This window comes from Hazenella coriacea (assembly GCF_004341825.1).
Lineage (GTDB): Bacteria > Bacillota > Bacilli > Thermoactinomycetales > Thermoactinomycetaceae > Hazenella > Hazenella coriacea.
Genome location: NZ_SMAG01000002.1, coordinates 424,994 through 438,497, shown reverse-complemented (window position 1 = coordinate 438,497; position 13,504 = coordinate 424,994). Strand labels below are relative to the sequence as shown.

The window sequence follows — 13,504 nt, the reverse complement described above, 5'->3', positions numbered from 1 at the left end:
ATTGTATCCTAAGTAGTGGGGGAACTTCAATCCAAGACTCCCTATTGTTTATTTTCTTTCTTATTCGTATAATGAAAGCGGTTTTTTCTATCTGTTTTAGATGTACATTTTTAGAAAGAGAGGGACGAGCCATGTCCTTATTTCGTAGTACTGTTTTAACGGTTGCTAATAATCGTGTGGTTTCTTCTTTTGTCCAAAAATATGGAATGCGCATGGGAGCTACCCGTTTTGTTGCTGGGGAAACATTAGCTCAGTGTGTGGAAGCCGTGAAAGAAATTAATCAAGATGGTCTCGTAGTAACCTTGGATCATCTAGGTGAAAGTGTGGCAAGTCGTGAAGAAGCTTTGGAAGCAACACAAGCAGCCATCTATATTTTTGATGCGATTGAGGAATCAGGGGTTGATTCTAACGTTTCTGTTAAATTAACCCAATTAGGGCTCGACATCGATCATCAATTTTGTTTAGAAAATATGGATCGAATTGCTGCAAAAGCAAAAGAAACAAATAATTTTGTCCGGATCGATATGGAGGATACACCACGACTTCCCATCACCCTTGATATTTTCAATCAACTTGTGGACAAATATGGGAAAGATCATATTGGACTTGTGATCCAAACCTATCTATACCGGTCAGAGCAGGATGTACTTGACTTAGGGAAGAAAAATGTGAATCTGCGAATCGTGAAAGGCGCTTATAAAGAGCCTTCCAATGTAGCATTCCCTAATAAAAAGGATACCGATGATAACTATATTAAGTTAGTGCAAACACACTTGAGAAATGGTTGTTATACGGCAATTGCTACACATGATGAGAAAATTATTGATGAACTAAAAATTTGGTTGAAAGCCAATCAAATTCCAAATGACTTATTTGAATTTCAAATGCTTTATGGGGTTCGTAATGGACTTCAGAGACAATTGGTTAGTGAAGGGTATAAAGTACGTGTATACACACCTTATGGGAAGGATTGGTATGCTTATTACAGCAGACGAATCGCCGAAAGTCCTGCAAACGCTTTATTCATACTCAAAAATTTCTTCAAAAAATAATTTTGTCAGAGGAAGGTGGAGCCCTGCTCCTTCTTCTGTGTACTCATTTGACTATCAATTCGCTCAATCCTAAGTTTTAGACTTTTTAAAAAGGGGTCATTGTATGACTAGTATTTTGATTACAGGAGCTTCTTCAGGAATTGGTGAAGCATTAGCTGAGAATTTAGGAAAAGAGGGTCATCGATTGATCCTCGTTGCCCGTAGAGAAACTGAGTTGCAACGAGTTGCCAATCAAGTTAGACAGATGGGTGGATCAGCCGAGATCTTCGTTGCTGATTTAACCCAAGAAACGGATCTTCTCCGCTTGGAAAAATATATTCAGTCACACCCCATCGATCTATTAATTAATAATGCAGGATTGGGTCTCTATGGTACCGTAACTCAGACAGATTCCCATATGGAACAAAAGTTGCTCCAGCTGAATATCGAGGCACTTGTCCGTTTAACTCGGGCGATATTACCTCAATTACAACAGCGAGATGGTGGCGGGATCCTCTTCGTAAGCTCCATCCTATCCTTCATGCCCACTCCCTATATGACCGCTTATGGAGCGAGTAAATCTTTTGTTCTATCCTACGGAACCTCTCTCGCCACAGAACTGCGAAATACTAACATCACCATTTCTGTACTATGTCCAGGTAGCACACAAAGTGAATTTGCCACTCGAGCAGGTTTTAATCAACAACGAACCATGTCTGCTGAAAAAGTAGCCCGAATTGCACTCCAGCAATTTAAAAAAGGGAAAACAATCATCATCCCTGGTCTACAGAATCAAATAACCTCCTATCTCCCCCGATTCTTCTCGCCCCTTCAGCTTGCCCACATCGTCGCTCGACTTTTCCGTAACCGATAATTTATTTAAAACTATCAACCCCATAGACAAGCCTTACTGAAAAATGAAAGTCGAGCTCCGATACTCAGGGATCTGAGTCATTGACATAACTTCTATGAGGTTACTCATACAAGCACATTACAAGTTCCTTTCATAGTTTATAAGGATAACATTGAAAGGGGCATGTATATGGTAAGAATTGAACTTAGTAAATTGGACAATGTTAAGATTCTCGCCAAAGATCGAAAAGTTGCTAAACATATCCCTAAAACCTACTCTTTAACTAACAAAAGTCTTACTTCTATGCTTAAGCAAAATTCTTTCGTCTATCTGAAGCCCAATGATTCCGGTCAAGGCAAGGGCTTAATGCGCATCGATGTAGAAAAAGGGCTCTATCGATTACGCTGTCGGGATTATCAAGTCAATCACAAGCATGAAAAAATCTCTACACTTATGGAAGATATCCAAAAGTTGAAACGAAAGAGACTCTATCTGGTTCAACAGGGAATTCAGAGTGAAACCAAAAAAGGTCGACTCTTTGATCTACGAGTTCATATGTTACGGATCAAGGGTGAGTGGAAGGTAGTCGGTATTGTCGGAAGGTTAGCTCCTTCTAAAAGTATTGTAACCAATGCAAAGAGCGGTGGTAAGCCCACTAAGGTTGATGTTCTCTTTCAAAAAGAGCTCGGATGGAATGAAAAGCAATCCAAATCTATGCTAAAGAAGCTGGAAAGTCTCTCGATTAAGATTGCTCAACAATTTAGTGCCAAGTATCCAAAATGGCGTCAATTTGGTCTCGACTATGGAATCGATGATCATAATCATCCCTGGCTCTATGAGATCAATGTGACTCCAGGTTTAAATGTATTTAGATTAGCAGACCAATCACTTTATCGGAAAATCATCCATTTAAGGCATAGGTCTTCTTAACACAGTAGGGATTTATTCACAAATTGCTTCTACACTTGAGGGATTGAACTTGTGATCAGGAACAGAAGAGGAGTGGGAATGGTCTAAGGTCTAGCACCGTTCCCACCAATCATCTATAGCTCAAAAATGGTAATCAATTAGCAAGGTTTGTTATTAAATACATTTAGAGCTATAATTAGTGACATACATAGACATTGAATGATTATCAAGGGAAGCAAATTAATGAAATAATATGACAACTATCTATCCGCAATTTTTTGATTAATTATTCAAATATATAAAAAGAGGATTTTATATATGACAAATATTATGATTGAACCCATTCAAACTGAAGTAGCAGAAGAGTTATTAGCTTTTGAACTGGAAAACCGAGCTTTTTTTGAAAAAGTGATTATGCCCCGACCTGATGAATATTATCAGCTAGATCATTTGAAATCTTTAATCCACTCGTATGAGGAAGAACAAAAACAAGACCTCTGTTATATGTACATCATACGTAATGAACAGAGAGAAATCATCGGACGAATCAACCTCTTTTCAATCATCCGAGCTCCTTTACATAAAGCTGAAATCGGATATCGAATAGGAGAAAAACATAATGGAAAAGGCTACGCTACTGCCGCTGTTTCTCAAGTCATCCATGAAGCTTTTCATACCCTTCATTTCCACCGCTTAGAAGCTGACACCGATCCCCATAATATCGGTTCACAGATTGTACTCATTAAAAATGGCTTTCAATTTGTTGGACGAACTCCACAACACTATTATAAAGATGGTCAATGGATAGACTCCGTTCACTTATCCCTTGTCAATCCTCATGAAATCTCTCTACCTTAATTATAGTAGATGGATGAACGAAAAACACAGCCCCAGATCGAGGCTGTGTTTTTATTTATACAGAGTATTTTTCTGCATCCAAGATTCTTGCAGCAATCGTCCGTTTCAACTCAACTTCATTCATTGGTTGAATACGAGTTAATTTTTTCAAGACAGATAATTGAGTGCGAAGTACGTCACCTTCATCCAGAGTAGCCAAGGTATGCCGAGCAAAGGCATCTACTTTTTGGAAGGATTCGTAGATAAATGCGCGAGTGAGGTCGATCTTGGCTTGTTCTTTCTCTTCCCCATTTTTCTCAATTGCTTTCTTCGTACGAAGAATAGCACTTTCCATCGCATAGGTTTCGATGATAATATCTGCAAGGTCACGTAAGATCTCTTGCTCTTTATTTAACTTCTCTTCATGTTTTTGTACAGCAAGACCAGCAATCATGAGTAAGATTTTCTTTGCGTTTTCGACTAGCTTGTACTCTTCTTCCAATACAGGAGCATCTTCGTCAGGGAAAGAAGGCATCATGGTGAGTAACTCTTCTTGTAGTTCTTGAGCTGCTTGTAAGAGAGCTAGTTCTCCTTTTAATGCTTTACGCATCAAAGTAGCAGGAATTAAGAGACGGTTAATTTCGTTAGTTCCTTCAAAGATCCGGTTGATCCGAGAGTCACGGTACATATTTTCAATCTCATATTCATTCATAAAGCCGTAACCACCGTGAATTTGAACCCCTTCGTCCACTACATAGTCGAGAACTTCAGACCCAAATACTTTGGAAATGGAGCACTCAATCGCATAGTCACCAATCGCCTTAGCCACTGCTGCTCCTTCTGCCTCCTCGACACCCGTTAAACCAGCGTCAAACATACCACCAATCCGATAAACCATGCTTTCCAATGCATACGTTTTAATCGCCATGTTAGCAATTTTTTCACGAATTAAGCCAAATTTTGCGATTGGAATATTAAACTGTTTACGCTCTTTCGCATATTTAGCTGATAATTCAATGCCACGTTTGGAAGAACCGACTGTTCCCACAGCTAGTTTATAACGACCAATATTTAAGATATTGAAAGCAATATGATGACCTTTTCCAGCTTCACCTAATAAGTTTTCAACTGGAACTTGAGCATCTTCGAGAATTAAGGTACGGGTCGAAGAGCCTTTGATTCCCATTTTCTTTTCTTCTGGTCCTACAGAGACTCCTGGAAAACCACGTTCTACAATAAATGCAGTGAATTTGTCGCCATCGATTTTAGCATAAACCACAAATACGTCTGCAAAGCCGGAGTTAGTGATCCATTGCTTTTCACCGTTTAAGATATAGTGTGTACCATCTTCAGACAGCTTAGCAGTTGTTTTAGCACCTAACGCATCAGAACCAGAGCTTGGCTCAGTTAATGCGTATGCAGCAAAGCGACGACCTGTTGCTAGATCAGGTAGATATTTTTTCTTTTGCTCATCGTTACCAAAGAAGACAATGGGTAAGGTTCCAATGCCCACATGTGCTCCATGAGAAAGAGCAAAAGAGCGTCCAAGAGCCATTTTTTCCGTAATTAAGCTAGAGCTGATCTTGTCAAGTCCAAGTCCTTCATATTTCTCAGGTACCTCAGCACCTAAAAGTCCTAAGTCACCTGCTTCTTTTAATAGCTTTACAGAGTGCTCAAAATTGTGTTGCTCAATCTCCTCAAGCACTGGCCAAACTTGATCTTTGACGAAGTCTTCAGAGGTCTTAGCAATCATTTTATGCTCTTCGGTCAAATCTTCAGGTGTAAAAATATTAACAGCTTCCTCTTGTTCGATTAGGAACGCTCCACCTTTTACTTTTTTAATCTTGGACATTTCACTGCCTCCTATTCATCTAGTCACCATGGCTCTTCATAAAAACCATGGTGACTGAGGTTAAGTTAATTCAATCTTTTTATTAGGACACACGCTCAATAATCCCGGCCGCTCCCATACCGCCACCGATACACATGGTGATTAATCCATAACGTTGTTGGCGTCGCTCTAATTCATTCAGCATCTGAACAGTCAATTTAGCACCTGAGCATCCCAATGGATGTCCTAAAGCAATGGCACCACCATTCACATTAACAATGTCTGGGTTGAGTCCTAGCTCACGAATCACTGCGACAGCTTGGGAAGCAAAAGCTTCGTTAAGTTCAATCAAGTCGATTTCGTCTAATTGAATTCCTGTCCGTTCCAACACTTTTGGAACAGCGGCAACAGGTCCAATTCCCATCACATCAGGATCAACGCCACCCAGAGCAAAGCCACGGAAAACCGCTAAAGGCTTGATTCCTAGTTCTTCCGCCTTTTCACGTGACATGATGATTACAGCTGCTGCTCCATCACTGGTCTGGGATGCATTCCCAGCCGTCACAGTACCTTTCACATGAAAAGCAGGGCGTAATTTGCTGAGGACCTCAAGGTTCGTTCCTGGACGTACACCTTCATCCGTGTCAAAAATCTCTTCTTTTTCTTGCAATTTCCCTTTTTCATCAAAGAAACGATGTTTAACCGTGATCGGCACAATTTCGTCTTTAAATTTGCCCGCTTGAATCGCCTCAAAAGCTTTGCGGTGACTTTCAACTGCAAACGCATCTTGATCTTCACGAGTAACGTTAAACCGTTTCGCTACTTCTTCTGCGGTATGACCCATTGACATATAAAGTTCTGGCATATGGTCCATCAAATAGGGATTGAAAGCTGGTTTATAGCCACCCATGGGAACCATACTCATACTTTCCACGCCACCTGCAATCATGACATCGGCAAAGCCTGTCATGATCCGTTCAGCTGCCATGGCAATCGTTTGTAAGCCAGAAGAGCAGAAACGGTTCACAGTCATACCTGGAACTTCAGTAGGAAGACCTGCCCGCATTGAAATGACCCGTGCCATATTCATGCCCTGTTCACCTTCTGGGAAGGCACAGCCAATGATGACATCTTCGACTTCTTTTGGATCTAGCTGGGGAACGCGTTTCAATACATCTTGAATGACTGCCGCTCCCAGATCATCGGGACGCGTATTTTTCAAGGTGCCTTTGCCTGCTTTACCTACAGCAGTACGTGCACCCGCAACGATGACTGCTTCACGCATCTTTTTTCCTCCTTCCATTAGTTGCGGAGTGGTTTTCCTTTTGCCAACATATATTGCATCCGTTGTTGAGTTTTTGGTTCGCCAATTAAGCTTAGGAATGCTTCACGCTCTAGATCTAAGAGATATTGCTCACTGACCAAGGTTCCTTCAGGGAGATTTCCACCTGCAAGAACAAAAGCCAACTTGGAAGCAATTTTGTAATCATGTTCAGAAATATAACCTGATTTCAACAGATCGTAGGCACCAAATTTGAGTACGTTATACCCCGACTCACCCACCACTGGGATCTTGATTGGTTGTGGAGCTTTATAACCTGAACGAGCGAGACCTAAAGCTACTTGCTTCGCGTCATGAATGAGATGATCTTGGTTAGCCGTAATTCCATCATACGAACGGATAAATTTATATTTTCTAGCTTCTTCTCCACTGGTAGATACTTTGGCTTGCCCTACAGCCATGAACACCTGATTAACTAAAGGCTGTAAGGAGACACGATCTTTGGGATCAGCTCCTTCTGTCCAGCGGATGAGCATTTCCTTATTTCCACCACCGCCAGGGATCAGACCCACACCTACTTCTACTAGACCCATATAGGTTTCAGCAGAAGCTTGAATACGGTCAGCTGGTAAGCAAACCTCCACTCCGCCACCTAATGCCATTCCAAATGGAGCTGCGACGACTGGACGATCCATATAGCGTAGGGAGCCCATCGCATTTTGGAATTGACGCACCATCAGATCCAACTCTGGCCAGTTGTAATCTTGAGCTTCCATCAGCATCAACATCAAGTTCGCACCCACACAGAAGTTGTTGGCTTGGTTACCGATGACCAATCCTTTATAATTGGCCTGCACCTCTTTGACTGCGTAGTTAATCATGTTGATAATGTCGGCTCCAATGGCCTGTTTGGGACTATGAAACTCTAGACAAGCGATATCATCGCCTAAATCGATCAGGCTAGCCCCTTTATTTCCTTTGATTAACTTCCCTTGTTCTTTAAGACGGGCGAGCGAAATTACTTTTTCACTTTCATTCACTTCTCCAAATTGACCACCAATCTGGAAAACATGAACCTGACCTGCTTCTGTTTGATAGAAGGAAGTTGCCCCCGAAGCAAGGAGATCCTCAACCAGCTGTGGAATGGTCTCGCCTTCTTCTCTCATGCGAGTCACTGACTTTTCAACACCGATCGCGTCCCACATCTCAAATGGACCTAAATCCCAGTTGAAGCCCCATTTCATCGCTTGGTCCACACTTACGATCTCGTCGGCAATCTCTTCTAGACGGTTAGCAGAATAGAGTAGTACTTTTTTCGTGATAGACCATGCTAACTTCCCGGCCACATCATCCGCATACACGAGAGCTTGTAACTGCTCAGGTAAGCTTTTCGCCCGTTTGGAGGCATCCAAGGAACGTGCTTTTAGCTTTTTACGTGGACGATACTCCATGGTGCTTGGGTCTAGAGCTAAGATCTCTTTTCCTTGCTCTGTTTTCACTTTTTTATAAAAACCTTGTCCTGATTTCTCCCCCAACCATTTGTGATCAACCATTTGTTGTAGCAATGGAGAAATGACAAATGCTGCTTTTTCTTCTTCATCCTCTACATGATCATGTACGTTATGAGCGACATGAACAAATGTGTCAAGACCTACTAAATCTAAGGTGCGGAAAGTTGCACTCTTGGGTCGACCCATGGCACGACCTGTTACAGCATCCACTTCATCAGGACCTAAACCCATTTCTTCCATCGCTTGTAGGGTGATTTGTAAACCATAGGTTCCAATCCGATTGGCGATGAAGTTAGGGGTATCCTTACATAAAACGACCCCTTTACCAAGCACATCTTCGGCAAACGCTTTCATCTCAGCCAATATAGAAGGATCAGTCTCTGCTGTAGGAATGATTTCTAATAGCTTCATATAACGAGGTGGGTTAAAAAAGTGTGTTCCGAGGAAATGCTTTTTAAACTCTGAGGAACAACCATCCACCATTTCGTTGATTGAAATCCCTGAAGTATTAGAACTGACAACAATCCCTGGCTTCCACACTTGTTCCAATCGTGCAAATAAGTCTTGTTTAATTTTGAGGTTTTCAACAACTACCTCAATCACCCAGTCGACCTCTCCTAAGTGATGAAAATCATCTTCCAAGTTGCCAACCGTAATACGCTCTGCCACCTCTTTGGTATAAAGGGGAGATGGTTTCTCTTTAAATAAACGATCTTTCCCCGCTTGTGCAAAACGGTTACGAACCACTTTGTCCTCAAGAGAAAGTCCTTTTGCTTTTTCTTGATCATTCAAATCCCGTGGCACAATATCCAACAAATAAGTGGGAATTCCTACGTTAGCTAAGTGACCTGCAATCGCAGCTCCCATCACACCGGCTCCCAGTACTGCCGCTTTTTTTATGCGTGCCAAGTATATCCCCCTCTCTTTAGATCAATCCTATCGAAGTCAAATTCACCCGTGAATGAACAATCATTCATTTTTTGCGAGAAAAAAATACCTCCAGCAGGATAGGCGTGATCTACATACATATTTGGTTCAATTATTTTGAAAACATAGGGTGGGAATCATTGGGACAATACAAAAATATTTTGATTCCTTTAAAATTGATTTCAATAATATTATTTCTCTGTTTACTCATTACGTCAAGGGGGGAAATCATTTTTTTGCAAATTTGTGTCGAAATCATTTTTTTGAAACAGATAAAAAAGAAACCAGAAGCCTATTTTTCTAAGTAACTTTTTGCACAAAAGTACAATGGAGACAAAAAATGATGACTTCTGGGGCAATTACATGCTGTGTTTTAAATAAAAAAGACCATTTTGTATAGAGGTCTTTAAATGGTAATCCATGCGGTTAGGAACGTCTTTATTATTTATAATCCCTTTCATGACCGATAAAACCAGATCCACAAGCCAATCGAAGCAACCAAAGCAACCGCTATTGGAATGATAAAAGTGGGAACTGGCACTTCTTCATCAGGAACGGTATGTTCAGGTACAAGTTTAATATCAGAAGAGTACGCCATTGAAATAATCTTTGGCTTCTCATCTACTCCCATAAGAGTGGCTGCATAAGTTCTTCCTTCGCTCAAGTGAAAAGAAATAATGATGATGAAAATAATCAAAAACCACTGAGATTTGATATGCACCAGCCTTCCTCCTTCCTCCCCATTCAATCAGTCACAAACTAAAACGTTTCAATGTATGCTACTGATGATGGATAACTATCATTATGAACTCATTCTAACTCAATCGTAAAGCACTTTTTTAACTTTCAAATAATAGGATCGCTCAGGGATATTCACATTTTACCACAGGATCTTTTTGAGAAAGCCGGGAACGGGCCAATGTACAAATTTTCCATTAGCATACAAGAAAACCCTCTGCTTCTAGGCAGAGAGTTCCTAAAGTCCCCAAAACTTCATGTTTCACTACTGATTCCCAATCGATTGCGCGGACATAGCGCAGGTGTTTCAGCTGTATGTTCTTTCACTTTACGGTAGGAATAGAATAGCCACCAAATATAGTTAATTAAGAAGAAACTAACCCAGCGTAAACCAATTGGGGAAATACTTAATAAATCAAAAGAAATTATATATGCAGGTAAAAGACTTAAATGGGCCATCGTACCTACTGCACCAACGATTTCCCAATAGTAAACATCCTCTACCTTTGAAAGTCTCTCTTTAAATATAAGCAACAAACAGGGACGCACACTCGAATAATAGAAAAAACCCGGGATGTCCAACAACTTCCAATTCAATCCCATTAACAAAAACGTGGCGATCAGAATCAGTATATACGTCACCCGAACACATCCCCATCTCTCTGTGATTCTCATAATGAACTCTATATGAGCATTGTTAGTCACATATAAACCCAAATCCCGCCGGATCGCTGTTTCTCTGTCTCACTCTCGTAGCGAACCCACAAAAGTCGTTCGTCAGAGAAACATCTCTCCCTCCATTCATGGGATCAAACAACTTAATTCATTCAAGTTGTTTGACTCAGTAGAGTAATGAACAGAATCTGAAGTCGAATGACCAATGACTCACTCCAGATATATATATTATATGTGAATTTTTCGTGAAGAAAAGGGTGAATGTTTATATTGTGCTATTTTTATTTACAAACAGCTTGAGAGAAATGTACTTTTATGACATCTGCTTTTCTCCAAAAATAAAAAGTGTAGGGAATTAATCCCCACACTTCTCAATTAGGTCCAATCTCTACGATTAAACATGATAAGTCCACCACAGAAGAAAAGAATCCAGCTTCCGATAATCATGCTATACATCAAATCAGGTACATTTTGTGCCAATTCTTGTCCACTTGGAATCATCGCCAGAAAGGGTTGTGCCCAAGGATAGTAAGATCCCAATGAAGACTGAGCAACCAATATGGTTGGGATGGTAAAAATGACATTTAACGCTAATGGTGCCGCAAAATTTTTCCAAAGATACGAAACCCATAGCTGCAATGCTGCTAGTGGGAGCAACATGACCCAACCGAAAAAGATCTTTGCTCCAATCTCTTTCCAAGGAAAAGAACCCCCAAAATCAAGTAAAGTTCCAGTTAACCAGATTCCCAATAATAATAGAAGTTGAACTCCTGCTGCTAACAATATTACGAGCAAGTATTTGGCGAGAAACACCTGTGTTCGAGAAGCAGGTAAAGCAAGGGTTAATTTCCACCCACCCCCGACATGCTCATATCGACAGACAAATGCTGCAAATATACCCACTAATATAGGTAAAAATAAGGTCGTATATTGGATCACTCCCATTAGATAGACTGTCAACCATTTAGAAGACCCCGGAAACATATCTAACCCGGATAATCCTGCAAAGATCGCCAATGCGGGTGCAATCCAGATGATCCCCAATATTATTGACCATCTCACCTTCATCCACTCAGCTTTAAATACTCGTAAAAACATATTCTTTCAACCTCCTCTCTATCTCACTTCTTTACGAGAAAACTGAATAGCGCCGATTAGAATAAGAGCAACTCCTACTAATCCACCATAAAGAGCCATCATTCCCGCTTCTGGATTTTGTCCAATGTCCGCAAGCGAAGGATACGCCAATGGAACCCAATGAAGATATGGATTAGAATCCATTGCAAATATAGGACCTAAGATAGAACCAATCACCCCTACAGTAATGGGAATCGCTTGATTCTTCATATTTAGAGATAACGCAAGTTGAATCGCTAGAATAGGAATCGTCGCTAGATAGGGATACATGATTAACTTAGTTAAATTGACCCAAGGAATCGGTTGTGGTAATCCAACTACCACCCCAAAAATCCCCATACTCACAACGGTCAATAATGCACTAATTCCTATAAAAATGCACAACCAGATTGCTTTACTAATAAATAATTGCCAACGTGATACTGGTAAAGCAAAAATTTGTTTCCAAGCATTTGCATCATGCTCATGTCCTGCCATCATCGCAGCTAAAATACAACTTCCTAACATCAAGGTAAGACCTAGCAAAGCAAAGATCCAAAAAAATAAAGAGTTTTTCCCTTCCCAGCCAAACTTTAATAGATAGTCTGCACGGACTCCATAATTGACCGATTGAGCAAATAACATGAAGACTGGGCCCAATAAAGTGAGCCAAACTAACCATGTTCGCTTCATTTTGATCCAATCGGCAGAGAGAATACGAAAAATCATAAACTCTGCCCCTTTCCAGTCATCTCTAGGAAGATATCCTCCAATGACTTCTGACTTTGTTTCACTTCATACACGGAGTAGCGATTTAACACTAATGACTCTACAATCGCTGGTGTTTGAAGACGATCTAGCTGATCTAGGCAAAGCATTTGATCTTCCACATAAGAAGACCAACCTTGCTTTTGTAGCCAACGACAAGCTTCTTGTGGTTGATTGACATCGATGATTAACTTAGACTGACTTTTCTTCTGTAAGGCATCAATCCGATCTTGAAAGAGCAATTTCCCCTCTGCAATCACCCCTATATAGCTAACCATTTGTTCAACTTCACTAAGTAGATGACTCGATACGAGAACAGTGACTCCTGTTTGTCTAGGTAATTCCTTAATCAACTCACGGATCTCTTGAATTCCAGCAGGGTCCAATCCATTGGTGGGTTCATCTAAGATCAGCAACTCTGGATTTGCTAACATGGCAATCGCAATTCCTAAACGTTGCTTCATTCCCAATGAATATTGCTTAGCTTTCCGATGGGCATCTTTTTCTAAACGAACCATCTTTAACACTTCGGTGATTCGTTTCTGGGAAACTCCCAATATGGTAGCCACTACTTTTAAGTTTTCGAAACCACTTAAATGACCATAAAAAGATGGAGACTCAACCAGAGATCCCACTCGCTTTAAAATCGACTGGCGATGCTTGGAAAGATCTTTTCCAAATATACGAACAGAGCCTGAGCTCGGCTTAATCAAACCCAACAACATCCGAATCGTCGTTGTTTTACCGGCTCCGTTTGGACCTAGAAAACCATAAATTTCACCTTGGGGTACTTTCAGATCAATCGCATTCACTGAGATGCGCTTACCAAAGTTACGGGTTAACTGATTCGTTTCAATCACATTTACACTCATTTGTCTCACCTCAGATTCATCATAAAACCCGAAGTTGAACCAAACTGAAACAGAACATAAACAACACCTTAATTCACTTGGAAGTCTAATATGTTATAATTGCGGTTAAATTCGGCAAAATTCTAAACTATCTCTCGTCTAATCCTTCCTATTG

At 40.6% G+C, this 13,504-nt stretch carries 12 protein-coding genes; 4 read left to right on the top strand and 8 right to left on the bottom strand.

What is annotated here, in order from left to right; all coding sequences use genetic code 11:
- Positions 1 to 131: 131 nt before the first annotated feature.
- The 4 genes from EDD58_RS05410 to EDD58_RS05395 all read left to right on the top strand — a co-directional run bounded on the left by EDD58_RS05410 (position 132) and on the right by EDD58_RS05395 (position 3,651).
- Complete coding sequence (locus tag EDD58_RS05410; protein WP_131923815.1) at positions 132 to 1,052, top strand: proline dehydrogenase family protein; 921 nt, start codon at positions 132 to 134, stop codon at positions 1,050 to 1,052.
- A gap of 103 nt (positions 1,053 to 1,155) precedes the next feature.
- Positions 1,156 to 1,905, top strand: a complete 750-nt coding sequence (locus EDD58_RS05405; protein WP_131923814.1) for an SDR family NAD(P)-dependent oxidoreductase — start codon at positions 1,156 to 1,158, stop codon at positions 1,903 to 1,905.
- A gap of 168 nt (positions 1,906 to 2,073) precedes the next feature.
- Complete coding sequence (locus EDD58_RS05400; RefSeq protein ID WP_165875817.1) at positions 2,074 to 2,814, top strand: YheC/YheD family protein; 741 nt, start codon at positions 2,074 to 2,076, stop codon at positions 2,812 to 2,814.
- A gap of 297 nt (positions 2,815 to 3,111) precedes the next feature.
- Positions 3,112 to 3,651 (top strand): GNAT family N-acetyltransferase, encoded by a 540-nt coding sequence (locus tag EDD58_RS05395; RefSeq protein ID WP_207903257.1) that lies wholly within the window; start codon positions 3,112 to 3,114, stop codon positions 3,649 to 3,651.
- Between the two features lie 55 nt (positions 3,652 to 3,706).
- On the opposite strand, the gene EDD58_RS05390 is transcribed toward EDD58_RS05395, so the two are convergent.
- From EDD58_RS05390 to EDD58_RS05355, 8 genes are all read right to left on the bottom strand, one after another.
- Positions 3,707 to 5,482 carry an acyl-CoA dehydrogenase family protein gene (locus tag EDD58_RS05390; protein ID WP_131923811.1) on the bottom strand — a complete coding sequence of 592 codons (1,776 nt, stop codon included), beginning with the start codon at positions 5,480 to 5,482 and terminating at the stop codon, positions 3,707 to 3,709.
- An 82-nt stretch (positions 5,483 to 5,564) separates the two neighbouring features.
- Entirely contained in the window at positions 5,565 to 6,746 is a 1,182-nt protein-coding gene (locus EDD58_RS05385; RefSeq protein ID WP_131923810.1) for an acetyl-CoA C-acetyltransferase, read from the bottom strand.
- Between the two features lie 17 nt (positions 6,747 to 6,763).
- The gene (locus EDD58_RS05380) at positions 6,764 to 9,163 is read right to left on the bottom strand and encodes a 3-hydroxyacyl-CoA dehydrogenase/enoyl-CoA hydratase family protein (RefSeq protein WP_131923809.1); all 2,400 of its coding nucleotides are present in this window, start codon (positions 9,161 to 9,163) and stop codon (positions 6,764 to 6,766) included.
- A gap of 475 nt (positions 9,164 to 9,638) precedes the next feature.
- The gene (locus EDD58_RS05375) at positions 9,639 to 9,902 is read right to left on the bottom strand and encodes a hypothetical protein (RefSeq protein WP_131923808.1); all 264 of its coding nucleotides are present in this window, start codon (positions 9,900 to 9,902) and stop codon (positions 9,639 to 9,641) included.
- A gap of 272 nt (positions 9,903 to 10,174) precedes the next feature.
- The gene (locus EDD58_RS05370; protein WP_131923807.1) at positions 10,175 to 10,561 is read right to left on the bottom strand and encodes a hypothetical protein; all 387 of its coding nucleotides are present in this window, start codon (positions 10,559 to 10,561) and stop codon (positions 10,175 to 10,177) included.
- 408 nt (positions 10,562 to 10,969) lie between these two features.
- Positions 10,970 to 11,692, bottom strand: coding sequence for an ABC transporter permease (locus tag EDD58_RS05365; RefSeq protein ID WP_131923806.1), 723 nt, complete (start codon positions 11,690 to 11,692; stop codon positions 10,970 to 10,972).
- An 18-nt stretch (positions 11,693 to 11,710) separates the two neighbouring features.
- Positions 11,711 to 12,439 carry an ABC transporter permease gene (locus tag EDD58_RS05360; RefSeq protein WP_131923805.1) on the bottom strand — a complete coding sequence of 243 codons (729 nt, stop codon included), beginning with the start codon at positions 12,437 to 12,439 and terminating at the stop codon, positions 11,711 to 11,713.
- Positions 12,436 to 13,350: an ABC transporter ATP-binding protein gene (locus EDD58_RS05355; protein WP_131923804.1), complete on the bottom strand. Its 915-nt coding sequence runs from the start codon at positions 13,348 to 13,350 to the stop codon at positions 12,436 to 12,438. The genes EDD58_RS05360 and EDD58_RS05355 overlap by 4 nt, the downstream gene beginning before the upstream one ends.
- Between the last annotated feature and the right edge of the window lie 154 nt (positions 13,351 to 13,504).

Coding starts and splice junctions, on each gene's coding strand:
- EDD58_RS05410 (WP_131923815.1), top strand. CDS start 132: ATGTCCTTATTTCGTAGTACTGTTTTAACGGTTGCTAATAATCGTGTG.
- EDD58_RS05405 (WP_131923814.1), top strand. CDS start 1,156: ATGACTAGTATTTTGATTACAGGAGCTTCTTCAGGAATTGGTGAAGCA.
- EDD58_RS05400 (WP_165875817.1), top strand. CDS start 2,074: ATGGTAAGAATTGAACTTAGTAAATTGGACAATGTTAAGATTCTCGCC.
- EDD58_RS05395 (WP_207903257.1), top strand. CDS start 3,112: ATGACAAATATTATGATTGAACCCATTCAAACTGAAGTAGCAGAAGAG.
- EDD58_RS05390 (WP_131923811.1), bottom strand. CDS start 5,482: ATGTCCAAGATTAAAAAAGTAAAAGGTGGAGCGTTCCTAATCGAACAA.
- EDD58_RS05385 (WP_131923810.1), bottom strand. CDS start 6,746: ATGCGTGAAGCAGTCATCGTTGCGGGTGCACGTACTGCTGTAGGTAAA.
- EDD58_RS05365 (WP_131923806.1), bottom strand. CDS start 11,692: ATGTTTTTACGAGTATTTAAAGCTGAGTGGATGAAGGTGAGATGGTCA.
- EDD58_RS05360 (WP_131923805.1), bottom strand. CDS start 12,439: ATGATTTTTCGTATTCTCTCTGCCGATTGGATCAAAATGAAGCGAACA.
- EDD58_RS05355 (WP_131923804.1), bottom strand. CDS start 13,350: ATGAGTGTAAATGTGATTGAAACGAATCAGTTAACCCGTAACTTTGGT.